Here is a 23,343-nt window from a genome sequence, read left to right on the forward strand (position 1 = left end):
TGAGGACCAGGTCTTCGGCGTTCATGCTGCCCCCATCATCGCGGTCTACGGGGTCAACGATATGGCACCGTGGGGACACATGTATGTCAATCCTGGTCTAACAGAGCCTTATTTAATCCTCTATATCGGAGGTCAAAAGAAGGAATATCTGTATATCGCTCTGTTTATGCTAAGCCAGTACTTGATTGAGCTAATAGTTCGAGGATACGAAATAAGTTCGCCCCTTTATTATTACTTCCATAATTTTTTTTCGGTGCCCGTAGTAATCAAGTCGCTATTATATTTCGCCTGCGCCTTTCTCATATGTCATTTATTCAAGGGGGCTGTTGGAGGGTCAAAAACGTGGATATTGACATTGGTGGAAGCGCCATTGTTCATCTGGCTCATCATGTTCCCTTTGTTAAAGGTGCGTACAGGATTCTTGTATATTTGTTATTTATTGCCATTCCAACTTCTGGTTATCGTACTAGCCTTTATCGGTAGCAGGTCCTTTGGCAAAACAGTGCATAAGAGCATGTTTTTAAGGTTAGATATGTTCTTGCGACTGGTTGGAATCCTTGGATTAATGACTGTCTTTGAGGATATTCTTACGGGGTTACATTATGGGCTAAATAATGATGTTGCAAGCCTAGTAACTAGCGGCGCGATTCGAAGCCGCAATTTTGGCGAAAGCGTCTCCCAGATAGTTGTTGCCGCATATCTTATTGTTGTTGCGGCGCGTTTTTTTGTTGACAAGATCACAGTGAAACCGATCAGCTATGAAGCCTTGACAGGAGAGCTTTCGGAAGAAATCATAGACGCCTATGCGACATCTATTGGCCTTAGTCTCAGAGAGCGAGAGATTCTGGGATTCTTGCTCAAGGAGAAAAGCACACAGGAGATATCCGAACTGTTGTTTATTTCGACTGGCACCGTCAAATCTCATACACATAACATTTACCAGAAGGCCGATGTTAGCAACAGGATGCAGTTGCTGCAGAAAATCAGATGTTCATAACGTTGATTACGTTGGGCTAATCAATATGAATCCCACTTCCTTTTGTTTATACAGCTTAGCGCTTTATGAACCCTGGTTCATAAAGCGCTAAACCAGGGTATAGGCTAAGATTGAACATATTTATCGAGACCAGTTCATGTGAAAGCGGATCGGAAAATTACATAATTTTGTCATTAGGTTGTCGGCAACGAGGGGCCTCTGCTTTAGCCATCAAGTTATCGGCAACACGGAACCTCTGAAAGAGAAGGTGACAAGATTATGAGAAGAAAGATAGCCTGCGTATTGTGTTGCGCCAGCCTATGTTTAAGCATGGTGGCAGGACCAGGATGTTCTGCAAATAATACGCAAGGTGGGTCATCAGACGGCACGCTGGCAAATTCCGGATCAACTTCTGAAAACGAAGAGTTTGACGGGAAGTTCGATGCAACCGTCAACGCAGGAAATGCGCAAGAAGTTGTGTATGTAAATGGCTCTTGGTTTGACATGGGAAAGCAGTATGGCTTACAGCAAAAGGATCAGTTAGAGAATAACTGGACAGCTGTAATGGCTTCAATTTATGCAGAGGCAGACGATGCCGCATATAACGAAGCTATGGGTAAGATTCTGAAACATTATGAAGAGGATGATCCATCTGTATTTGATTTCTTGTCGGGAGTAGCTGAGGGGGCAGGAGTCTCAAAGGAAGATGCAGTAGTTGCAGTTATGGGTTCATCTGTTCTTAACTATGACCTCATGATGCATTTTGATCCAGAGAGCTCAAATGATCCAGAGCGTTCAAAAACATGTATGAATGTATCTGCTTGGGGAAGTATGACTCAGGATGGTCATCATCTTGGAGCCGCTAATCTTGATGCAGTCAGCACAACACCCGCCGCAATGTTCTCGAGCATGGTTTCTTATCCGAAACATGGCAATGCAGTCATTGCATCAGGTGGATTGCAGGGAAATGCGTTCATGAACTCTAAGGGCCTTATTATTACCTATGCCGGAGGGCCTACGGCATCGCCAAGCGATGATGCTAAGACAATCGATAGGGAAGGCACCTTCCTCGATACTTTGTTTGCTTATTGGTACACAGCCACAAAGTGCGATACGGCAGACGAAGCAGTCAAAATGCTTACGAAAACTGAGTGGATTCACACGGGTAACATCAACGTTTCCGACAACAAGGGAAATGCGTATCTCATCGAGCAAAAAGATAATGCATATGTAGTACGCAAAGCCGGTGACTACGGTGAGACGGACTATCTAATTGCAGCGAATCATTTCAGGGATGAGCTCTGGATGAATGATTCATATGAGGCATATCCGGATAGCGTGCCAAGAGCCAATACTCTAGAAAAGGTTATGCAAGACGAGAGCGGCAGCGTTACCCCACTCACGCTCGCGAACGGACTCGGAAGCATTCGTTACTATGACGAGGGCAAATGGAGTGAGGAAAATTGGGACTTCGGTGGTTTCTATCAGTTCCACTCTCCAGAAGGCGATGACATAGAATTCAAGACAATTTTCAGGACAATTTTTGATGCAACTGATCAGGAAATGTATGTCTTGAGAGGTCATGACGAGAAATTCCGTTCAGACGTTCCCTATGGTACAGCTAATTACTACAAGCTTACCCTCGGAAAGAACATGCAGGCCACTAATAAGAGCGCAGAAATCGACGCGCGTATTGCGGTAAGAAATGCAGGAGCTGAATTGTATAAGAATGGCTCGGTGGATGACGAGTCCATGGAGTATTACAATAAGGCTGCTGAGGCGGTGCACACGGGATGCAATTACACCACTATGGCTGATTGCGCCAATGCGAAAGGCGATAAGGAGCAGGCTGCGATTATGTATGGCCTTGCTACTTCGCAGTTTGCCAATGCTCAGCGATACGCACAGGCATCTTATACTACTGAAAATGTAATTATTCAATAATCTTGCGTAACGCTCAGCTCGTCATTTAAAGAAAGCGGAAGTGATCTCGAACCCTCCCTAAAGATAACGCTCGAGATCACTTCCAAGATGTACCATCATGCCGATCATCTCGGCATGATGGTATTTTTCGTTTATTCGCACTGCCAGGCTTTCCTGCGCCTGACCCGGAGTTTTGATCGCGGAGGCCGGATTCGAACCAACGACCTCCAAGGCGCAGAGATTGACACGGGGGATCAAAATGCCCGCGCAGCAACTAGCTCGCCGTGCTATTTATCCAAAGAAAAACAGCTCAGAGAACAAGGCCTCTGAGCTGCTAAAAGTCTTGGTCGCGGGGGCAGGATTTGAACCTACGACCTCCGGGTTATGAGCCCGGCGAGCTACCAGACTGCTCCACCCCGCAATGTCTGGGCGCCTCATGTGCGCAAGAAAGAATATTACTCGGGAGTTCGGTGGACGGCAAGGAAACTCTCGTAGAGCATAATTCCTTCATATTTAAAACCCCTCAGCCCATATCACCGTAAACGAATCGCAGCCGAGCGCCGTCGACAGCACGTATACAATGGTGCGCGTCCTTTTATGCCGAAACCGGGAGTAGACATGCTGCTCGCTATCGATATGGGAAACACGCAGACGGCCATGGGCCTGTTTGACGGAGACGAGCTGGTGCAGTCGTGGCGCATGCCCACCGACCGCTCCTATACCGCAGATGAGATCCATGTGCGCCTGATGGGTTTTTTTAAGATGTACGGCCTTTCGCTCGACGCGGTCGACGCTATCGCCTTTGCGGGCGTGGTGCCGCAGCTCTCGCGCGAATGGCATGCCGTGGCCGACCGCATTGCCGCAGACGTCATCGTCATTGGGCCGCAGACGGCCGCCGTAACCAAGCTGCGCGCGGCGCGTCCCCGGGCCGTAGGTGCCGATCGCGTCGCCAACGCCGTTGCGGCTGAGACTTTCTACGGCGCGCCGGCAATCGTGGTGGACTTTGGCACCGCAACCAATATCGACGTCATCGATGAGGACGGCTATTACATTGGCGGAGCGATCGCGCCGGGCATCCGCATCTCCATGGATGCACTTGCCGCCCGCGCCGCCAAGCTCGCCAGCGTGCCGCTCGAGGCGCCCGAGCACGCCATCGGCCGCGATACCGAGGAGTGCATCAAGGTCGGCGCCGTGGTGGGCACCGCCGCTATGGCCGAAGGCCTGGTCGCGCGCATGAAGCGCGAGCTGGGCCGCGAGGATGCCAACGTTATCGCCACGGGAGGCCTCGCCGGCATCGTCGCCGATTCGACCGATGCCTTCGACGTGGTCGATGGACAGCTCACCATTAAGGGTATCTGCGAAATCTACCGCCGCATGCAGGAGCTGGGGCAAGACAGGGACCGGAGCCAAGCGTGAGCACTGTCTTAACCCCTCGGTTTCTCTGACGCACGGACTAGGTGACTCTAGTTCTCCAACCCCTCCGTGAGCCAGATCAAGGGACTACGTTTCATCAAAACAGAATAGTCAGCTGGAAAGAGTACGTTGGCAACCCTTGGCATAGCAGCCCCCCTTCGCAAACCTCAACCTCACCTTTCTTGCACGTCCACCGACGGCAGCGCGACGCTTGCCACAAAGAGCGGTACGCCGGTGCGAGACACGAGCGCTGCATAGAAAGGCCTGTCAAGCGTTATCTTGCGCGGCTCTGGCGGGTTCTCCGGCGGAAGGCCCGCGACAGCGACCATCACCGTGTACGCGCCGGCCTCTACGCCGTTCTCATCGACAGCGAACTTCGCGCCATGGACAATCTGCGTTGGAGTCCCCTCTACCCCCACCATAGGTGTAAGCTCCATCGCAGTTGCCGTAGAGACGCCGGCGGCCTTTAGCAGCGAGCAGACGTCCGAGAGCGTCGACTCGCATTCAAAGCGAGGAATCCCCAGGTCGACGGGCTCCCATTCTCCCTCGCCTTGGGACAGACGCTCGAATAGCCCAAGCGCGTCATCAACATGATCATCCTCGCCGCTCGGAAGAACAAAACACATGCCGGCATCGGAGCTGAGCGGCAACAAGAAGGCAACCCTGCCGTTCTCGACGATCACCGCACAATCGCGCTTGCCACGCATAAACGCTGCTTGAACATCGCCGTTCTTTGCATGGAAGGTCTCAACTTTGGTCGATTCGCCGTCAAACGGATCCGCCCATGCATCCTTCATGTAAAGCGCGCTCACAAGACAGGCAAGAGCCACTGGTGATAACTCGATGCTTGGCGACAGTAGGCCGTGAGTTTGTTCGGCTATCCAATCGGTCACCCGTTGGCTAACGCGCGGATCGGCCAAGTCATCGATTGACACATGCACGCTGCATTTGTCGCACTCGTGCAGAAACGCCTCCGATGGGCTCGCGGACCTGGAAAGCCAAGCTGCCGTTGCCGTGCTCGCATCATAACCGTCATAGCCCCAGTTCCGCTCCAGCTCGATGCCGAAGGGATCACGCTCGCTAAACATGTCGCCATCGCCTAGGAGCATGTCGAGCTCCCGACATGTGGCGCCCGAGGCACCCTTTCGTACAATCGTCAACAAGCTCGCGACGCACGCAGGCGACCAAACCCCGTTCTTGCCTTGAGCGAGTATTTTCTCGGATAGGGATTTTGCAACCCTCCATGCCTGTGGACACGCCGAATTTGCTTTGTCAGTCATAGTCTGCTCCCATCGTTAGGACATAAACTATTATTTCGCACGGCGCGGACACAAATCTCGCACCTAAAAGGCAGCCCAATGGCTTTCTAAGAGGCTCAAAGCCTTTCTATTCCTCAAAAACGAAAATTTTTCAGTTTTGAGGAATAGGCTCGATGCACGCTAAGCCTCGCCGCACAGCCACCTCGCCAGGTCCACGATCTGCACTCCGTCGCGATCCGTGGCCTCGTGATGCGTGCGGGCGAGAATCATCTTGGGATACGCATCGCCAATGCTCAGCAGTGGCGAAATCTCGCGTTCAAATGTCTTATCCGAGCTGATGTCGTCGCTCACCTGAATGTAGAGCTTCTCGCTTCGCTTGATTGCTACAAAGTCTATTTCCTTTTTATAGAGCACGCCGACGTATACCTCGTATCCGCGGCGCAGCAGCTCGATTGCCACTATGTTCTCGTATACGCGCCCCCAATCCATATCACGTGTACCGAGCAGCGCGTATTTGAACGCGTGGTCCGCCAGGTAATACTTCTCGCCGCTCTTAAGGTATTTCTTGCCGCGAATGTCGTATCGGCGAACTTTATAGAAGGCAAACGCATCGCACAGGTACCCCATGTACGCACCGACCGTCTTGTTCGTAATCTTTAGTCCATCCGCATTTAATGCATCGGTAATGTTGCGTGCCGACGTAATGTTGGAAACGTTGTCCATCATGTAATCGGCAATGCGCAGCAGCGCCGATTCGTTTCTCACGTTATGCCGTTGCACGATATCTCTCACAATGAGCGTCTTAAAGACGTTGGAGAGATATTGATAGCGCTGCTCCTGCAGTGGATAAGGGTAAGAGCCAGACATACCGCCGGTTCTCGCGTACTCATCGAAGCCACGGTCGACCTCGCCCTCGTCGCCATAGAGACGATACTCCTCAAACGAGAATGGGAAAACCTCGATCTCGAACGTGCGCCCCGTAAAGAGCGTCGACAGATCGCTCGACAGCAAAAAGGCATTCGATCCGGTAATGAAGATGTCATAATGCTCGGATGCGTGAAGGCTGTTGATTGCACGCTCAAAACCTTCGCACATCTGAACCTCATCGATAAACAGAAAGTTTTGTTTGCCGGGCACCCGATGATCTTTTACATAAGCGAGCAACGCGTGATACTCGAGCAGGTTCTCGAACTCATCGAGGTTGTAGTTGATATGGATGACATTCGAATTAGGCAGATTTGCCTCCACGTAATCGCGGAGGGCCTCGAGCAATTTTGATTTACCGCTGCGGCGGATGCCCGTGATGACCTTGATATCCGGCACGCCAATAAGACTCGTCAACGTGTCCATATATGACGCTCTATTGATGAGTTTCATCGGGGCCTCCTCGCGGTCTTTTATCTCTATTCCTCAAAAACGAAAATTTTCAGTTTTGAGGAATAGGCTCTATAGCGAATATACCTCGCGAAAGGCCGAGCTGCCTTAATCCTATTCCTCAAAAACGAAAAATTTTCAGTTTTGAGGAATAGGGCCGCGATGCCACCCTGTAGTCGCGCAAAGACCCTCCCCGGCAGAGGCAGTTCGCTCTGCCGGGGAGGGTCTTGTAGTCATCGTTGTCTTTGAGCGCGGGCATCTCGCGTTACAGCCCGCGAATCCGTACGGCCTCGGGCGGAAACTCCTGCTCGCCGGCATCGGTCTTGATGGTCGCGCGACCCCAGATGTCCAGGCCCGCAAACACACCAACCGCAAGCGGCAAGCCGTTGGGCGACACCGCCGCAACCTGGCGGCCCAGCAGCGGCACCATGTCGAAGTACTCGCCCAGCACGGGAGCCAGCGGGCCGGCGGCGCCCTGCGGCGTGTTGGCGACAACCGCCCAGGCGTCCACGCGGGCCAGCACGGCGGTAGTCAGCGCTTCGACCAGCGCTTCGTCAGCCACGTCCACACCGAGCTCGCCCAGCGCCGCGCGCTCAATATCCACCGTCACGGCACCGAACATACCCGCGGCACCGGCGCCACCGTTGACGGCGACGCGTGCAAACGACGTCTCAAACGCGGGCGCGCCGTACACGATATCGCTCGGCCACTGAATGCCCACCTTACCGGCAAGACCCAGCCCCGGCGTCGATGCCGTTCCCGCGAGCGCGTCCATCATGCCCATCGCCGCCACAAACGGCAGGCCATGGAAGGCGTGCATATTCACATCCGGGCGCACGACCAGCGAAAACGTCAACGACGCCTCGCCCACGCTCCAAGCGCACCAGCCCGCGGACACACCCTCGCGACCCGCGTCACGTGCCGCGTCGAGCTCGGTACCGGCGGCAACAGCATTCATCTCGATCATCTACATACGCCCCAATTCGCCCACGATATGGCCCACGCGATCCTCGGGCTCCTTAACCTCGACGCCGTTGTAGCGGAAGAACCGCGCCGGGTCGTGCATCAGGTCCTCGAGCGGCACCAGCACAAAGTCGCGCTCGCCAATGAGCGGATGCGGCAGGCGCAGCTTCTTGCCGCCGTGGATCTCGCCGTCCATCCACAGCAGGTCCAGATCGATAGTGCGTGGGCCGTTGACCTTGGCCTTCTTGGATCGGTCGCGCCCCAGATCGGCCTCGATCTTCATAAGCTCGTCGAGCAGCACCAGCGGCGCCAGCTCGCTCTTGATCTCGATGACAGCGTTGGCAAACGCGTCCTGGCGTGTCTCGTAGGCCGGCTCGCTCTCGTAGATGCGCGAGCAGTTGGACACACAGGTGAGCGGAATCTCGGCGATCATGTCGCGCGCGGCGCGGATGTTGTCGCAACGATGCCCCAGGTTGGAGCCCACGGCCACAAACGCGCGACGCGGCTGCGGCTTGGCAACAGCCCAGTAGCCGTTCAGGAACTGCGCAAAGCCGGTGACATCGTGCACGCGCACGATGTTGGCACCGGCCTGGATAGCGCCCAGGCACACGCCAAAGGTGGCGGCATCGCGCTCGGCGGCCTCGGTCACGCCCGAGACGGCGCCCACAAAGCGCTTGCGCGACACGGCGCACATGAGCGGATAGCCCAGCGACGCCATCTTGGCGGTCTCGCGCTGGATGACGATGTCTTCGTTGGCCGTCTTGCCAAAACCCGGACCCGGATCGATGCAGATACGGTCGCGTGACACACCGGCGTGGATGAGCGCGCGGGCCTGATCGGACAGAAAGCCCATGACGCGGCGCATGATGGGCGCCGAATCGGGCAGGGTAAAGCGGCGGAGCTGCGAGGTGGGCACATAAGCCTCCTCGCGGCGGGCGCTGCGGCGCATCATGGCGGCCAAGTGATCGCTGGGCTCCGGCGCGGGCTCAGGGGTCGCGGCGGCCTCGGCGGCAGGGGCAACCTGCTCGGCGGCCGGCGTCTCCTGCTTCTGCTCGCCCGTTAGCTCGGGCGCTGGCTCCGGATCGCCAAACGGCAGCGAGGGCTGCACCACGCCACCCGGCAGTTTGGCCTCCGTCTTGGGCTCGCCCAGCAGCTTGCCACGACGACGGCGGGCGGGCTTCTCGGCCTCGCGCGCGGCCTCGGCAGCCGCCTCGCGCGCCTTCTCGGCAACAAACGCCGCGGCAGAGGTATCGAGCTGAACCGTTGCATGCGTGCGAGCGGGCGCGGCGACCTCGCCGGCGTGCATCACGATGACGCCGCAGGTGCTCGTCGCGACAAACTCGACCATCTTGGGGTCGGTGAAGCCGGTCACGTCGTTGACGATCGAGGCACCGCAGCGCACGGCTGCCTTGGCAACCGCCACATGACGCGTGTCGATCGAGACGATGGCGCCCTCTTTGGCAAGCGCACGCACCACGGGCAGCACGCGACGCGCTTCCTCATCGGGATTGACCGGGGTAAAGCCGGGGCGCCACGTCGACGTGGACTCGCCGCCCACGTCGATGATGTCGGCGCCGGCATCGAGCATCGCCAGGCCGTACTCGATAGCGGCATCCTGGTCAAAGTGCTCACCGCCGTCGCTAAAAGAATCGGGCGTCACGTTGAGGACGCCCATGATGCGCGGACGGTCAAAGCTGAGCTCGTACTTTCCGCACCGCCATGTCTTGCTGTCGTTCGCCATGAACATCCTCCTAAAATGCCCCCGCCGCCGCGGTCGGGCGCTGGCGGCGGGGTCGCTTTGCAATCAGTCTTTCTATTGTATCCGCGCGCGCGGGCTAGAACGCAAACGCGGCCGCGATGTCGCAAGAAATCAGCAGGTCGGCATTTGCATCCTGATCGGTAGACGCCAGATTGCAAATGGCCAGCGTATCACCGGTAAAGTAGCGCGTGAGGCCCGCCGCTGGGTACACCACGAGCGAGGTCCCGCCCACAATGAGGGCATCGGCCGCGGTTATGGCAGCAACAGCGCCGGTAAGAACACGCTCATCGAGCGGCTCCTCGTAGAGCACCACATCGGGCTTGATGCGACCGCCGCACGCGGGGCACACGGGCACGCCCGAGGCATCCTCGTGCCCGCGGGCGCAAATCCACTCGGCGCTATAGACCGCGCCGCACGACTGGCAGATATTGCGGTGGACCGAGCCGTGCAACTCAAACACGCGCTGCGAGCCGGCCGCCTGGTGCAGACCGTCGATGTTTTGCGTCACCACGGCATTTAGTTTACCGGCACGCTCCAGCTCGGCCAGCTTGGTGTGGCAGCGGTTGGGCTTGGTGCCAAGCGTGATCATCTTGGTGCGGTAGAAGTCGAAGAACTCGGCCGGATGCGCCTCGTAAAAGCTATGCGAGAGCATGGTCTCGGGCGGGTAGGCAAACTGTTGGTGATATAGGCCGTCCACGCTGCGGAAATCGGGAATGCCACTCGCCGTGGAAACACCGGCGCCGCCAAAGAAGACCACACGCTTGTGGGTACCAAACAGCTCCGCCAGTGCGGCGGAGGCCCGCTTGGGATCCGATATCGCCTGCGTCATATGAGTCCTCCGTCCTTGTTGGTCGGGCAGCGTCGGGCGACATCCCAGCATGCGGCCTTTGAGTCAGCACGCGCGGAGCCCACCACCGCCCCTTTTACGCTAATCTTAAGCCTGCAAACCCCGTCGAAAGGACACCATGCCTCAGACTTACACTTTCGCCTCGTGGAACGTCAACGGTCTGCGCGCCGTGCTCAAAAAGGACCCGAGCTTTATCCAGATCGCACAGGAGCTCAATGTCGATATCCTGGCGCTGCAAGAGACCAAGCTGCAGGAGGGCCAGGCCGATATCGACCTGCCCGGTTATCACCAAACCTGGAGCTACGCCGAACGTAAAGGCTATTCGGGCACTGCGGTCTTTAGCCGCCAGGAACCGCTGCGCGTGCTGCGCGCCGATGCGCTGCTGCCTTACGCCGGCGAGGGCGCGGCAGCCGAGCTCGTGGCGCAGGCCGCGACCGAGGGCCGCGTCTGCGCGCTCGAGTTCGACAAGTTTTGGTTTGTGGACGTCTATACGCCCAACGCCCAAAATGAGCTCGCGCGCATCGATGTGCGCATGGCCTGGGACGATGCCTATCGCGGCTTTTTGGCGGGACTCGAGCGCGAGACCGGCAAGCCCGTGGTGACCTGCGGCGACTTTAACGTCGCGCACGAGGAGATCGACCTTAAGAACCCCAAGTCCAACCGCGGCAACGCAGGCTTTTCGGACGAGGAGCGCGGTAAGTTTACCGAGCTGCTCGACGCCGGGTTTACCGATACCTGGCGCGCGGCAAATCCCGACGTCGAGGGCGTCTACAGCTGGTGGAGCTACCGCTTTAATGCCCGCAAGAACAACGCGGGCTGGCGCATCGATTACTTCCTGGTGAGCGACGCCATCGCCGGCAACGTGCGCGACACCGGCATCCGCGGCGACATCTTTGGCAGCGACCACTGCCCCGTCACCCTCACCCTAGAGCTCTAGCCCCAGCCGACCCCTCGGGGACGAAGCAAAACGGATCATTTTCACCTCGCGAGGGAATCCACGCGGCACACCCGCCACGAAACTGCCCCATCTACTACGTTTAAGCCACTACCCTCAACCACGGCGAACAACGCAAAAAGAAAACCGCAGGTAGAAAGCCTGCGGTTTTCATAAAACGCGGTCATGGTCGAGGGTATCAAGCTAAACGTAGTAGATGGGCTAGTTTCGTGGCAAGCGCCGTCAACTGATTCCCTGGGGACGTCTGGGGCGGAAGAAAACGGATCGACTTGGCTCTCTGAGGGCCACGACGCCCCTCATATCAGCCGGCCATTTTAAAACTATGCCGGTTTACGGGGCTGAATCGCAAATCCCCAACCAAACGCAATTCAAGCAAAATAAAACCTCAGGTAGACGGCTCGTCTATTTTCGAAAAAAGCCGGTATGGTCTGCCTGTGCCAATCTAGCCCCGTAAACCGGCATAGTTTTAAAATGGCACTTCAACAGTATTGATTCTCGCCCCGGCGCAACCGCCACTACAGCCCGTATTTCACGACGACACGGTTAATGCGACGACACCAAGGTTTGTAGAGAGCGGCCAAGAACACGCAGGTCGCAAGGCCGTGTGTGATATCGAACGGTACCGCCGTGGCAAGACGCGCCACGGCGCCCGCCCACGTGAGCGGTTGCACAAAACCGATGATGTCGTAGGCGTTAATCACGGCGCCATAGAGCAGGCCCGACGCAAAGCCGTACGCCATCAGCGCCGGCATGCGCACGGTTCCATCGGCACGGTCGAACGCACCCGCATGCGCCAGCGCACCGCCAACGTATCCCACGAGCCCCCAGGCATACATCTGCCACGGTGTCCACATGCCCTGCCCAAAAAAGAAATTACTGGTCAGCGTCGCCAGCGCACCAACCATAAAACCATTGCGGCGACCAAGCGTCGCCCCCGCGATAATGGCGATGGCGCTCACCGGTTTAAAGTCGGGAATGGGCCCAAACAAGATACGCCCCGCCGCGGCCAACGCCGCCAGAACCAGCGTGGGCATAATCTGGCGTAGGCCCGGTCGCGACGCCTCGTAGCCCGCAAAGAACAGCGCGAGCACCAGCGCCACCACGATAAGCATGGCAAGCGCCGCCCGCTCAATGCCCGCCAACAATGCTGCGGCCATTACCGCCGGCACCGCCAGCAGCAGCGGGATCTCCAGTTTTGCGAGTATGCGCAAGACGCGATAATCCGCCATCCCATCACGCCCTATAAAACACATTGTCGGCAAAAAAGTCGGCGGGCGGCTCCATGCAGGCAATCTCGCCGTCGAACATCATGGCAATGTCATCGGCAACCTGCTCGGCAAAATCCAGATCGTGCGTTGCCATGATGACGGTACCGCCGGCCTCCGCATGGTCGCGCAGGGCGCGGGCGATGATGCGACGGCTGGCCAAGTCCAGACCCTTGGTGGGCTCATCGAGCAATAGCAGCTCGGGGCCGATCAACAGCAGCTTTGCCAACGCAAGCAGCTGGCGCTGCCCGCCCGAAAGATCGTACGGATGGCGCCCATCCAAGCCGGACAATCCCAGACTCGTCGCGCGCTCTCGCGCCATAGCCTCGTCATATCCGCAGGTCGAAGCCCATTCCATCAGCTCCTCGCGCACCGTCTCGGCAACCAGCAGCGCCTTGGGATTCTGAGGCAGCAGTGCCGCCGAGGCCGCCCCGCGCTCCATATGCCCACGCTGCAACTTGACCGTCTTGGCCAGCACCGAAAGCATTGTCGACTTACCGCAGCCGTTACCGCCCACAACAGCATGCACCGCGCCTGCCGAAAACGACGCATCGAGCCCGCGCAGCACCCAGCCGGACGCTCGATCGTAGCGAAACCAGCCCCCTGCCAGGGTGGTAGCCGACCCAGCGTGCATTTTTGGGAGTATTCGGCATCCACCGGCGCACGACGGCGCCCCCGAGTCGTCTTGCGACAGGATTTGCGCCTCAAATTCAGCCGATTTGTCCGATTTCGGTCTTTTTTTTGCGCCCGGAGCGCCCACGCGCGGGTCCAAATAGCCCGGCCGGCCACTGGCGCTGCTGAAAACTCCGTTTTTTGCACGCCACGAGCCACCCCACCCTGGCACCTCGCCAGAAAACAGCTCTTCGCGATGCCCCAAGGAGGCGATGTCAGCGACCTCGCATACGCGCCCGCCCTCAATCCGATACGCGCACGTCGCGTATTCAAGCATCGGGCGCGGCTGGTGCGTTGCCACAACAACCGTGCAGCCCAGCTCGCGATTCACGCGAAACAGCGCATGCAGAAAATTTTTCTCGGCAACGGGATCCAGTTGGGACGTGGGCTCGTCGAGCAGCAGCACGCGAGGGCGCAACGCCAGCACGGCTGCCAGCGACAGCAGCTGCTTGCGTCCGCCCGAAAGCGTATCGGTATCGCGGTGGAGCCAATCCTCCACACCAAAGAAATAACTGGTCTCGGCCACGCGACGGCGCATCTCGTCGCGCGACATGCCTAAGTTTTCCAGGCCAAACGCCATCTCGTGCCACACGGTTTCGCACACAATCTGGTTCTCGGGGTCCTGAAACACATAGCCCACGCGCTCCGCGGACGCGCGAACGTCCATGTCGGCAACGCTTTCGCCCAGCATGCGCAGCTCGCCGGAGCATTCGCCCGCCGGCGAAATCTCGGGCTTGAGCAACGAGAGTAATGTCGACTTGCCCGACCCGGTACCACCGACAAGCAACGCAAACGTCCCTTGGGGAACACGCCAATCGAGCCCCTCGAACACCGGCACTTCGGCCCCGGGGTAGGCAAAGCGCAGGCCCCGCACTTCAATCGCCGGCATATCCGAGCCGCACACCGCGTCCGCCATGATGCTCCCGTCCAACCGAGCCATCAGCCAAACCTCTTCTCGTCAATCGCATGCACCACGCAGGGCAGCGCCATCCAGGTCGCGTATACAACATAGCCAGGCCACGGCGCTGGCACCGAAAGCTGCGGGTAAAACGAATACTGCATCGTCGCGGTCCACGCCACTGCCGCCGTGGCCACGCCAAACAGCGCAAGCCCAACCAGCGCGGCAACGTCGCCGCGCGCCAGCCGATACCGCGCGTACGTCGTGCGACGCGCCGCGGCGCCCCACCCACGGGAGCGCATGGCGTCCGCACGCTCCAGCGAATCTTCCATGCCCCAGCCCATCAACACGCTCGATGCCCGTAGGCGCGAACGCACGGGGTCGGCCGGCGCGCGGCCCGGCACATCAATCGCATCCTGCACCGCCAGCACCGTGCGACCGCGACGCAAAAACTGCGGGATAAGCCGCATACACATCGAGATCATGAGCGCGATCACCGGCGCGGTGTTACCCAAAAGTGCAAGCACCCTGTCGTAGCTAAGCATGGACGCCGCGGCCTCAAACCACAGCACGCTCGCCACAAACAGCCCGCCCATGCACAGGCCGTATACCATGCTCTCCAGATACACCGCACGCATGCCAATACGGAACAGTTCCGTCGAGCCCGAAGCGCTAAATAACGGGTTGAACACCGCGATAATCAAAATCACCGGCAGCTGCCAGCGAAGCGCCCCCAACGTGCGTGCGACGCCGCGCGTCGCAAACCCATACGCCAGCCCGCCCGCAAGCGACAGCGCAAGCAGTACCGGTTGCATCGAGAACATGGTGAGCCCCAGCGTCAGCACCATGTAGAGCGCCGGCACCGCCGGATGCGACATCGAGAATGCCGCGACGGGTTCGTTGCCCGATTCCTCTCGCATGATATCCACGGACACCCCCATCCCCTCGCTCAAACGCCAACGCCGCAGTGCCGCTGCCATGCACAACCAGCGCAAACGTCACGCCGGCGGCACCGACATCGGCCGCCATGCGCCAATCGTTACGCGCTCATCATATGCCTGCGGTATCATATTGCGCCGTGTATCGTTTCCAAACGCACGTCTCTATAACGTAACAGGAGATCACATGGACGCAACCGCAATTATCCTCGCCGCCGGCGAGGGCACCCGCATGAAGTCGAACCACTGCAAGGTTTCGCACAAGATCCTGGGCAAGCCCATGGTCCAGTGGATCGTCGACGCCACCATCAAGGCCGGCTGCAGCCGCGTCGTGGTCGTCATCGGCAGCCACGCCGACGAGATGCGCGCCCTTATCGACGGCGCCTACGCCAACAGCACCACCAAGGTCGAGTGCGTCGAACAGACCGAGCGCCTGGGCACCGGCCACGCCGTAAAGGTCGCGCTCGAGGCATGCGGCATCATGCAAGGCCCCGTCGTCGTGCTCAACGGCGACCTGCCGCTCATCACCGCCGACACCGTCGCCAAGTTCGCGCAGACCGTCGCCGGCGGCGAGCTCGCCTGCACCGTCATGACCATGACCCCGCCCGATCCCTTTGGCTACGGCCGCATCAAGCTGGGCGCCGACGGTCAGATCGAGCGCATCATCGAGCAGAAGGACTGCACGCCCGAGCAGGCCGCCACGTTGCTCGAGTGCAACGCCGGCTGCTACGCCTTCGACGGCGCGCAGCTCGCCGCCCACATCAGCGAGATCGGCAACGACAACGCGCAGTCCGAGTACTACCTGCCCGACATGCTCGAGATTCTCAAGGGCCACGGCCAGGCAGTCTCCATCTTCCACTGCGACGACTACCGCGACGGCCTGGGCGTCAACAGCCGGATCCAGCTCGCGCAACTCACCGCTATCGCGCGCGACCGCATCAACGAGCACTGGATGGCCGAGGGCGTTACCTTCATCGACCCCACGCAGGCCTGGATCGGCCCCGACGCCGTCATCGGCCGCGACACCGTCGTGTGGCCGCAGACGCACCTGATCGGCCACGTCACCGTGGGCGAGGAGTGCCAGCTCGGCCCCAACAGCCGCCTCACCGACACCACCGTTGGCAGCGGCTGCACCATCGATGAGACTATCGCCATCGAGGCTGTCATCGAGAACGGCGTCGACTGCGGCCCGCGCGCCTACCTGCGCCCGGGCACCCACATGCTCGATGGCTCCAAGGCCGGCACACACGTGGAGATCAAGAAGTCCACGATCGGCGAGGGCTCCAAGGTGCCGCACCTGTCCTACATCGGCGACACCACCATGGGTTCCGGCGTCAACGTGGGAGCGGGCTCCATCACCTGCAACTACGACGGCGTGCACAAGCACAAGACCGTCATCGGCAAGGATGCCTTCATCGGTTCCGACACCATGATGGTCGCGCCCGCCCAGATCGGCGACGGCGCGCTCGTGGCCGCCGGCTCCGTCATCACCGAGCCGGTCCCGGCTGACGCACTCGGCCTGGGCCGCGCCCGTCAGGTAAATATTGAGGGCTGGGCCGCCGATTATCGCCGCCGTCTGCACGAGGACGACGAGGTATAACGTTTTACCAAGCATCTAAGGAGCTGTTCCCATGGGGATGGCTCCTTTTTCTATGCTGACCTGCGCGACCGGATGAGTGGTCGGTTCGTGTCCGTTGACGGTAAAGACGTTATCAAGACCCGATAAACCCCGCCACGCGGTTACAATGCAACAAGGCATCTATATGGCATTCGATATATAAAGGAGAAGGGTAATGCCGATTAATGATCCCGAGAAGTCGGAGAATATGCGCAAGTCCATCCGCGTGTATTCCGGTTCCTCCAACCGTCCCCTCGCTCAGAAGATCGCTGAGTACCTTGGGGTCGAGCTTTCGGGCCTTACGCTAAAGCAGTTCGCCAACGGTGAGATTTACGCCCGCTACGACGAGACCGTCCGCGGCGCCGACGTCTTCCTGATTCAGTCCGTGGCCGGCGGCAACGTCAACGACATGCTCATGGAGCTGCTCATCGCCACCGACGCTGCCAAGCGCGCATCCGCCCGCTCCATCACCGCCGTCATCACCCACTACGGCTATGCCCGCCAGGACCGCAAGGCCGGCCCGCGCGAGCCCATCACCGCCCGCCTCGTCGCCAACCTGCTCGAGCGCGCTGGCGTCAACCGCATCATCACCCTCGACCTGCATCAGGGCCAGATTCAGGGTTTCTTCGATATCCCGGTTAACCACCTGTCTGCACTGCCGCTGTTTGGCCAGTACTACAACGACATGCACTTCGACACCGACAACCTGGTTGTCGTCTCCCCCGACGTGGGTCGCGCCAAAGCTGCCAAGAAGCTCTCCGACATGCTCGGCTGCAGCCTCGCCATCGCCCACAAGGGCCGTCCGCGCCACAACGCCGCCGAGGTCATGGGCATCATCGGTGACATCAAGGGCAAGACCTGCATCATCAATGACGACATGATCGACACCGCTGGCACCCTGTGCGCCAACGTCAAGGAGCTCAAGGCTATGGGTGCCGGCGACATCTACGTGTGCGCCACCCACGGCATCTTCTCGGGCCCGGCCATCGAGCGCCTGAACGACGCCCCCATCATCGAGTGCCTCGTCACCGACGCCATTCCCGTCGAGGTCGGCGGCAAGATCAAGACCATCTCGGTCGCCGAGGAGTTCGCCGAGGCCATCTCTGCCGTTTACCACGAGGAGCCCGTCTCCACGCTCGTCGGCGGCGACTTCGCGCTGTAATCCAGCGCGCATCGCATCATCTTTGGTGTTTTTGAAGGGTCGGAGGCTCGCTTCCGACCTTTTTTTGCCCCTCGACAACCCGCCTTGGACAGTTAGTTCAGATTTGTATTAATTTTGGTATTCTTTTGGGCCATTTAATGCGTCGAAAGCTCTCTTGCCGGCATAATTCCGCTCGATTCCTCCACCTACGGATCTCTTCACCATGCCATTGGCCCCATTTTGCCCACCGAGTCCTTCAACAATGGCAATACACGCCGGCCGCCTAGTACAAATCTGAACTAACTGTCCAGCACCCATCTCAGTAGATGCCTCCAAGGCCAACCCATCACTCCATTCTCCACTTTTCCAAGGCATTCCGTATGATGTCGTTACCGCCCGCGGCGCGCGACGCCCCTTTGAGCGAAAAGAACGGCACGGCCATATCATTTCGCCAACGGCTTAGTACCTTATAGCTATGACAACCGTAATTTCACACCTCTCCGCCCTCCGCGCAATTCGCCGCGCTCGACGGGCGTACTCCGCCCTTCCCTGGGACGCCATCGATGACGAGCAACAGACACAAGCCCTCGTAGGTTGCGTTCCCAACAAGGACGCCATAGACTTTGCGGCCCTTGCAATACTTGACGCCTGGAGCGAAGACGACTCCGAGCGTCTAGACCTCTTTGTTGCGAGCGGCAGCAACAGACGACCCGACGGACGGCTCCTCCAGCACACCATCACCGCCCCTCTCCCCCAGGGCGCGATCATGCACATCGAAGCCGACATCTACGCAACGTCTCCCGCCATGACGGCCATGCTTTGTTCCAAAAATGAATCGGTTGCCAAAACCTTGATGCTTCTCATGGAACTGCTCGGAACCTACTCACTTCCGCCCGAAGCAACTTACCCCATCGCCTACGACGACACGTGGCCCGAGGCCAACAGCTTCGAAACGATGGACGATCTCGATTGCCAGGGCGACCAACCGACACCCGAAAAGCAAGCCGAAACCCGCTACGAACAGGCACACTACAAATGCGAGCCCGCCACAACCATCGAAGAGCTCGAGGCAGTCGCACGGTTTGCCAAAAGTAGTTCCTACGCCTCGTTTCGCACAGCTATCAAACTTGCCCGGGCCGGATCCGCATCCCCAGCGGAATCATTGATGTTCGCTGTCCTGGGCGCACCCATGCGCTTTGGCGGATTCGGGTGTTGCAGCCTGCCCATGGGAGGCCTGCTGCTCAACTATCGAATCGATTTCGACACCCTTGCGGTCAACATGTCCTCGGGCATCCCCTACGCCATCTGCGACTTATATTGCCCAGCAGCCGGAGTCGACAACGAATACAACGGAATTGGACATGAGCTTCAAAACGCTCGCATCCACGATGGCAATCGCAACAATGGCCTTAAGGCCATGGGTATCCACGTCCTGGTTATCAATCGTGACCAAATGAAGGACCTTGTTGCACTCGAAGCCTTCGCCCAGACGATGCATCGACTTGCGGGAGTTCGATTCCGCTACCGCATCAAGGGTTATCGCAAGCGTCAGGCCGCCTGGCTCAACACCCTGCGGGCCGGAATCGGCCTCGCGCCGGTCTAAAAGACTTTTACCCAGTGTTACCGAGCATGGCTGGACAGTTAGTTCAGATTTGTATAAACAGACGGCTAATGTCGAGGTGGTTTGCCGCCATCCCGGCGCCAATCACCTCATTTGAAGACTCAAAAGATCTGAAATAGCACAAATTGTGCTCCCCAAAGCGCCGTGACAGTTCCGTGGCCCCGATTTTGGCAGTCAAAGATCTCTTGGTTTATACAAATCTGAACTAACTGTCCATCCCGGCTTCCGACGACTGTCCAAACGCCCTCATGCAGCCTCAATCACCCTCCATTTGACAGCAGCAACGGGGTCGCTCACCATAGCAGGCGACAAATCGATGAAAGGAAGCACATGGCAGCTGCACAGCCGCTTAAGATTCGCATGGTTGCCGGACTTGGCAACCCTGGCGATGAGTATGCCGAGACCCGCCACAACGCAGGCTTTAAGGCGATCGACGAGCTGGCGCGTCAGGCCGGCGTCACGTACTGGAAAAACCAGGCCGGCGCCGAGGTCGCGCTCATCAACATCAACGATCCAGAGGAAGAGGGCGGCAAGCGCCAGATTGTGCTGGTCAAGCCGCAGTCGTACATGAACACCTCGGGCGGCCCCATCTCCAAGCTTTGCCGCGAGTACAAAATCAAGGCCGAAGAGCTGCTCGTAATCCACGATGAGCTCGACATTCCCGCCGGCGACGTGCGCGTCAAGGTGGGCGGCGGCCACGCCGGCCACAACGGCCTGCGTTCCATCATCGACAAGATGGGCAGCCGCGACTTTAGCCGCATCCGCACCGGCATCGGCAACCCTCCCGGCAAGATGGCTGTCGCCGACTACGTGCTCAAGCAGCTGCGCGCCCGCGAGGCCGAGGACTTCCAGGACACCTGCGCCCGCGCCGCCGACGCCGCCGGCCTGGCGATTGTGCACGGCGTAATCTATGCCCGCGACCACGTCAACGGCTCCGCCTCTGCCAACGGCAAGCACTAAAACCTACCAAAAAGGGATGTTTATTTTGGCAGGTTTTATATGCGAAAACGCCGCAGCGGCCGCATCGCAATAAACCCTGTGCCGCCATACATACCCAACGCCCTAAAAGGGGCCGGCCTCACCGATGTGCAAGGCCGGCCCCTTTTGTCGTTTTATCTGATAAAACCCGCCAAAATAAACCTGTCTCTTTGTGTTAGATCACTTTTCCCGCCTGCCAAAGATACACGCAAGCAACATGTCCATGAGGGTATAATTTACACCGTATGTCTGCACAACGCCTGTGCGCGTACGGTTTTATTCGGGCTGCCGTCCATTTCCGTGGAGGCACGGTTCGGTTGCCCTAACAAGAGAGGGGTTCTATGTATAAGATCCTGGAGAAGACGCAGTTCTCGGAGAAGGTGTTCAAGTTCCGCATCGAGGCGCCTGCAATCGCCAAGCATGCGCACGCTGGACAGTTCCTCATGGTTCGCGCCAACGAGACGGGCGAGCGTGTCCCGTTTACTCTGGCCGGCTGGAACGGTGACGAGGGCTGGGTCGAGTTCATCTTCATGGTGATCGGCAAGACCACCGAGATGCTTTCCACCTACGAGACCGGCGAGTCGCTGCGCGACGTCGTGGGCCCGCTGGGCGTTCCCACCGAGATGGCCGAGGGCCCCTGCGCCGTCATTGGCGGCGGCGTCGGCCTGGCAATTGCCTTCCCGGTCGCCAAGCACCTGGTCGAGACCGGCCACGAGGTGCACGCCATCATGGGCGCTCGCACCAAGGACCTCCTGCTCATGGAGGACCAGTTCCGCGAGCTCCTCGACGAGGACCACATCCACATCACCACCGACGACGGTTCCTACGGCGAGCAGGGCGTTGTCACCGCTCCGCTGGAGCGCCTGCTGCAGGACAAGGCCGTGAGCCAGGTCTTCTGCGTCGGCCCCGTTCCGATGATGAAGTTCTCGACCCTCACCGCCCAGAAGTACGACACCCCCATCACCGCGTCGCTCAACCCCATCATGGTTGACGGCACCGGTATGTGCGGCTGCTGCCGCGTCGAGGTGGGTGGCGTGACCAAGTTTGCTTGCGTCGACGGCCCCGACTTCGATGCCACCCTGGTCGACTGGGATGACCTTCGTGCCCGCCAGGCCGCTTACCGTTCCGAAGAGGGCGAGTCCCTCAAGGCCTATGAGGAAAAGAGCTGCGCATGCCACTAGTTAACGGTCGTTTCGTTGCCGATATGAAGTCGCCCCGCACCCCCGATAACGAGGAGCCGGCCGCCGAGCGCGCCTGCGACTTCCGCCCCGTCGACAAGGGCTTCACCGAGGAGATGGCTCTGGCCGAGGCCGAGCGCTGCCTCAACTGCAAGAAGCCGTTCTGTGTTGAGGGCTGCCCCGTCAACATCAACATCCCCCGCTTTATCGAGCAGATCCGCGAGAAGGACTTTGGCGGCGCCCTCGATACCATCCGCGAGGACTCCATGCTTCCCGCCATCTGCGGTCGCGTCTGCCCGCAGGAGAACCAGTGCGAGGGCAAGTGCATCCGTGGTAAGAAGTCCGAGCCTGTGGCCATCGGCCAGCTCGAGCGCTTCCTGGGTGACCGCCCCGAGCTCGCCTCCACGCCCAAGATGGCTCCCAAGAACGGCAAGAAGGTCGCCGTCGTCGGCTCCGGCCCGTCCGGCATCACCTGCGCCGGCGAGCTCGCCCGCAACGGCTTTGACGTTACCGTCTTTGAGGCCTTCTTCACCGGCGGCGGCGTGCTGGTCTACGGCATCCCCGAGTTCCGTCTGCCCAAGGCGGTCGTCAAGCGCGAGATTGACGGCCTTGAGGACATGGGCGTCAAGTTTGAGTACAACTCCGTCGTGGGCAACATGGCCACGGCCGATGAGCTGTTCGAGCAGGGCTTCGACGCCATCTACGTGGCGACCGGCGCTGGCCTGCCCAAGTTCCTCAACGTCCCCGGCGAGAACCTGCCCAACGTCTTCTTCGCTAACGAGTACCTCACCCGCGTGAACCTGATGAAGGCCAACAAGTTCCCCGAGTACGACACCCCCACCAAGCACGGCAAGAACGTCGTCGTCTTTGGCGGCGGCAACGTGGCTATGGACGCTGTCCGTACCGCCAAGCGTCTGGGCGCCGAGCACGCCATCATCGCCTACCGTCGTACCGAGGACGAGATGCCCTGCCGTCGCGCTGAGCTGCACCATGCTAAGGCCGAGGGCGTCGAGGTTCTGCCGCTCGTCTCCCCGCTCGAGTTTATCGCTGGCGAGGACGGCTCCGTGTGCGCCGTCAAGGTCCAGAAGATGGAGCTCGGCGAGCCCGACGAGTCCGGCCGTCGTCGCCCGGTGCCCATCGAGGGCGCCATCGAGGAGATCCCCTGCGACGTCGCGATCTCGGCTATCGGTACCAACGCCAACCCCTTCGCTGCCAAGATCGGCGGCAAAATGGAGCTCAACAAGTGGGGCTACATCGTCGCCGACGAGGAGACCGGCCAGACCACCGATCCCCGCATCTGGGCCGGCGGCGACATCGTCACCGGTGCCGCTACGGTCATTCTGGCGATGGGCGCCGGCAAGAAGGCCGCCGCTTCGATCGCCAAGAGCCTGCTGGGTGAGTAATCACCTGCAGCGCTAACCACCAAACGGCAAAGTCCCCGTCGGGCACACGCCCGGCGGGGACTTTTTCTATGCCGGCCGCCCGATCACCATAAAGGGAACGGGCACCTTTGCGGTGGTTGAGGGCCTGGCCGGCGAACCGATTCCGACGTTTGTCTCAATCTG

General features: G+C 59.2%; 18 protein-coding genes and 1 tRNA gene. 10 read left to right on the plus strand and 9 right to left on the minus strand.

Annotated elements, in window-relative coordinates; translation table 11 throughout:
- Both ACTQ0H_RS06970 and ACTQ0H_RS06975 read left to right on the plus strand, forming a co-directional pair.
- The coding region (locus ACTQ0H_RS06970) for a helix-turn-helix domain-containing protein (protein ID WP_441538443.1) at positions 1-997 on the plus strand (997 nt) is incomplete at its 5' end.
- A gap of 258 nt (positions 998-1,255) precedes the next feature.
- Positions 1,256-2,920 carry a C45 family autoproteolytic acyltransferase/hydolase gene (locus tag ACTQ0H_RS06975; RefSeq protein WP_441538445.1) on the plus strand — a complete coding sequence of 555 codons (1,665 nt, stop codon included), beginning with the start codon at positions 1,256-1,258 and terminating at the stop codon, positions 2,918-2,920.
- 323 nt (positions 2,921-3,243) lie between these two features.
- Here ACTQ0H_RS06975 and ACTQ0H_RS06980 read toward each other — a convergent pair.
- Positions 3,244-3,320, minus strand: a tRNA-Met gene (locus ACTQ0H_RS06980).
- Positions 3,321-3,517: 197 nt separating this feature from the next.
- On the opposite strand from ACTQ0H_RS06980, the gene ACTQ0H_RS06985 reads away from it, so the two are divergent.
- A complete protein-coding gene (locus ACTQ0H_RS06985; RefSeq protein ID WP_441538447.1) occupies positions 3,518-4,315 on the plus strand; it encodes a type III pantothenate kinase in 798 nt (265 codons plus the stop codon).
- Positions 4,316-4,485: 170 nt separating this feature from the next.
- Here ACTQ0H_RS06985 and ACTQ0H_RS06990 read toward each other — a convergent pair whose 3' ends face one another.
- From ACTQ0H_RS06990 to ACTQ0H_RS07010, 5 genes are all read right to left on the minus strand, one after another.
- Positions 4,486-5,592 carry a serpin family protein gene (locus tag ACTQ0H_RS06990; protein WP_441538449.1) on the minus strand — a complete coding sequence of 369 codons (1,107 nt, stop codon included), beginning with the start codon at positions 5,590-5,592 and terminating at the stop codon, positions 4,486-4,488.
- A 159-nt stretch (positions 5,593-5,751) separates the two neighbouring features.
- Positions 5,752-6,921 (minus strand): ATP-binding protein, encoded by a 1,170-nt coding sequence (locus ACTQ0H_RS06995; RefSeq protein ID WP_441548013.1) that lies wholly within the window; start codon positions 6,919-6,921, stop codon positions 5,752-5,754.
- 289 nt (positions 6,922-7,210) lie between these two features.
- Positions 7,211-7,912, minus strand: a complete 702-nt coding sequence (locus ACTQ0H_RS07000; protein ID WP_441538453.1) for a hypothetical protein — start codon at positions 7,910-7,912, stop codon at positions 7,211-7,213.
- On the minus strand, positions 7,913-9,649 hold the full coding sequence (gene folK, locus ACTQ0H_RS07005) for a 2-amino-4-hydroxy-6-hydroxymethyldihydropteridine diphosphokinase (RefSeq protein ID WP_441538455.1): 1,737 nt from the start codon (positions 9,647-9,649) through the stop codon (positions 7,913-7,915).
- A gap of 94 nt (positions 9,650-9,743) precedes the next feature.
- Complete coding sequence (locus tag ACTQ0H_RS07010; RefSeq protein WP_441538457.1) at positions 9,744-10,496, minus strand: NAD-dependent protein deacylase; 753 nt, start codon at positions 10,494-10,496, stop codon at positions 9,744-9,746.
- A 136-nt stretch (positions 10,497-10,632) separates the two neighbouring features.
- Here ACTQ0H_RS07010 and ACTQ0H_RS07015 point away from each other — a divergent pair, with 136 nt between their 5' ends.
- Positions 10,633-11,451 carry an exodeoxyribonuclease III gene (locus ACTQ0H_RS07015; protein WP_154516667.1) on the plus strand — a complete coding sequence of 273 codons (819 nt, stop codon included), beginning with the start codon at positions 10,633-10,635 and terminating at the stop codon, positions 11,449-11,451.
- 533 nt (positions 11,452-11,984) lie between these two features.
- Here ACTQ0H_RS07015 and ACTQ0H_RS07020 read toward each other — a convergent pair.
- Genes ACTQ0H_RS07020 through ACTQ0H_RS07030 form a run of 3 tightly spaced genes read right to left on the minus strand, consistent with a single transcriptional unit; the run spans position 11,985 to position 15,224 of the window.
- A complete protein-coding gene (locus tag ACTQ0H_RS07020) occupies positions 11,985-12,698 on the minus strand; it encodes a DUF6580 family putative transport protein (RefSeq protein ID WP_441538459.1) in 714 nt (237 codons plus the stop codon).
- Between the two features lie 4 nt (positions 12,699-12,702).
- Positions 12,703-14,346 (minus strand): ABC transporter ATP-binding protein, encoded by a 1,644-nt coding sequence (locus tag ACTQ0H_RS07025; protein ID WP_441548014.1) that lies wholly within the window; start codon positions 14,344-14,346, stop codon positions 12,703-12,705.
- Positions 14,346-15,224, minus strand: a complete 879-nt coding sequence (locus tag ACTQ0H_RS07030; RefSeq protein ID WP_441538496.1) for an energy-coupling factor transporter transmembrane component T family protein — start codon at positions 15,222-15,224, stop codon at positions 14,346-14,348. Before ACTQ0H_RS07030 ends, ACTQ0H_RS07025 begins: the two co-directional genes overlap by 1 nt.
- A gap of 205 nt (positions 15,225-15,429) precedes the next feature.
- On the opposite strand from ACTQ0H_RS07030, the gene glmU reads away from it, so the two are divergent.
- From glmU to gltA, 6 genes are all read left to right on the plus strand, one after another.
- Positions 15,430-16,842 (plus strand): bifunctional UDP-N-acetylglucosamine diphosphorylase/glucosamine-1-phosphate N-acetyltransferase GlmU, encoded by a 1,413-nt coding sequence (gene glmU, locus ACTQ0H_RS07035; protein WP_441538462.1) that lies wholly within the window; start codon positions 15,430-15,432, stop codon positions 16,840-16,842.
- Positions 16,843-17,035: 193 nt separating this feature from the next.
- The gene (locus ACTQ0H_RS07040; RefSeq protein WP_441538463.1) at positions 17,036-18,022 is read left to right on the plus strand and encodes a ribose-phosphate diphosphokinase; all 987 of its coding nucleotides are present in this window, start codon (positions 17,036-17,038) and stop codon (positions 18,020-18,022) included.
- Between the two features lie 745 nt (positions 18,023-18,767).
- The gene (locus ACTQ0H_RS07045; protein ID WP_441546879.1) at positions 18,768-19,604 is read left to right on the plus strand and encodes a hypothetical protein; all 837 of its coding nucleotides are present in this window, start codon (positions 18,768-18,770) and stop codon (positions 19,602-19,604) included.
- Between the two features lie 348 nt (positions 19,605-19,952).
- Positions 19,953-20,582, plus strand: coding sequence for an aminoacyl-tRNA hydrolase (gene pth / locus ACTQ0H_RS07050; protein ID WP_427717993.1), 630 nt, complete (start codon positions 19,953-19,955; stop codon positions 20,580-20,582).
- A gap of 359 nt (positions 20,583-20,941) precedes the next feature.
- The gene (locus ACTQ0H_RS07055; RefSeq protein ID WP_441538467.1) at positions 20,942-21,781 is read left to right on the plus strand and encodes a sulfide/dihydroorotate dehydrogenase-like FAD/NAD-binding protein; all 840 of its coding nucleotides are present in this window, start codon (positions 20,942-20,944) and stop codon (positions 21,779-21,781) included.
- The gene (gltA, locus tag ACTQ0H_RS07060; RefSeq protein ID WP_441538469.1) at positions 21,772-23,181 is read left to right on the plus strand and encodes an NADPH-dependent glutamate synthase; all 1,410 of its coding nucleotides are present in this window, start codon (positions 21,772-21,774) and stop codon (positions 23,179-23,181) included. Before ACTQ0H_RS07055 ends, gltA begins: the two co-directional genes overlap by 10 nt.
- Positions 23,182-23,343: the final 162 nt, after the last annotated feature.

The organism is Collinsella sp. LCP21S3_A3, assembly GCF_052118905.1.
Classification (GTDB): Bacteria; Actinomycetota; Coriobacteriia; order Coriobacteriales; family Coriobacteriaceae; genus Collinsella.

Excerpts from the sequence above, each read along its gene's own strand:
- ACTQ0H_RS06975 (WP_441538445.1), top strand. The coding sequence starts at position 1,256 with ATGAGAAGAAAGATAGCCTGCGTATTGTGTTGCGCCAGCCTATGTTTA.
- ACTQ0H_RS06985 (WP_441538447.1), top strand. The coding sequence starts at position 3,518 with ATGCTGCTCGCTATCGATATGGGAAACACGCAGACGGCCATGGGCCTG.
- ACTQ0H_RS06990 (WP_441538449.1), bottom strand. The coding sequence starts at position 5,592 with ATGACTGACAAAGCAAATTCGGCGTGTCCACAGGCATGGAGGGTTGCA.
- ACTQ0H_RS06995 (WP_441548013.1), bottom strand. The coding sequence starts at position 6,921 with ATGGACACGTTGACGAGTCTTATTGGCGTGCCGGATATCAAGGTCATC.
- ACTQ0H_RS07000 (WP_441538453.1), bottom strand. The coding sequence starts at position 7,912 with ATGATCGAGATGAATGCTGTTGCCGCCGGTACCGAGCTCGACGCGGCA.
- folK (WP_441538455.1), bottom strand. The coding sequence starts at position 9,649 with ATGGCGAACGACAGCAAGACATGGCGGTGCGGAAAGTACGAGCTCAGC.
- ACTQ0H_RS07010 (WP_441538457.1), bottom strand. The coding sequence starts at position 10,496 with ATGACGCAGGCGATATCGGATCCCAAGCGGGCCTCCGCCGCACTGGCG.
- ACTQ0H_RS07015 (WP_154516667.1), top strand. The coding sequence starts at position 10,633 with ATGCCTCAGACTTACACTTTCGCCTCGTGGAACGTCAACGGTCTGCGC.
- ACTQ0H_RS07020 (WP_441538459.1), bottom strand. The coding sequence starts at position 12,698 with ATGGCGGATTATCGCGTCTTGCGCATACTCGCAAAACTGGAGATCCCG.
- ACTQ0H_RS07025 (WP_441548014.1), bottom strand. The coding sequence starts at position 14,346 with ATGGCTCGGTTGGACGGGAGCATCATGGCGGACGCGGTGTGCGGCTCG.
- ACTQ0H_RS07030 (WP_441538496.1), bottom strand. The coding sequence starts at position 15,224 with ATGCGAGAGGAATCGGGCAACGAACCCGTCGCGGCATTCTCGATGTCG.
- glmU (WP_441538462.1), top strand. The coding sequence starts at position 15,430 with ATGGACGCAACCGCAATTATCCTCGCCGCCGGCGAGGGCACCCGCATG.
- ACTQ0H_RS07040 (WP_441538463.1), top strand. The coding sequence starts at position 17,036 with ATGCCGATTAATGATCCCGAGAAGTCGGAGAATATGCGCAAGTCCATC.
- ACTQ0H_RS07045 (WP_441546879.1), top strand. The coding sequence starts at position 18,768 with ATGCACATCGAAGCCGACATCTACGCAACGTCTCCCGCCATGACGGCC.
- pth (WP_427717993.1), top strand. The coding sequence starts at position 19,953 with ATGGCAGCTGCACAGCCGCTTAAGATTCGCATGGTTGCCGGACTTGGC.
- ACTQ0H_RS07055 (WP_441538467.1), top strand. The coding sequence starts at position 20,942 with ATGTATAAGATCCTGGAGAAGACGCAGTTCTCGGAGAAGGTGTTCAAG.
- gltA (WP_441538469.1), top strand. The coding sequence starts at position 21,772 with ATGCCACTAGTTAACGGTCGTTTCGTTGCCGATATGAAGTCGCCCCGC.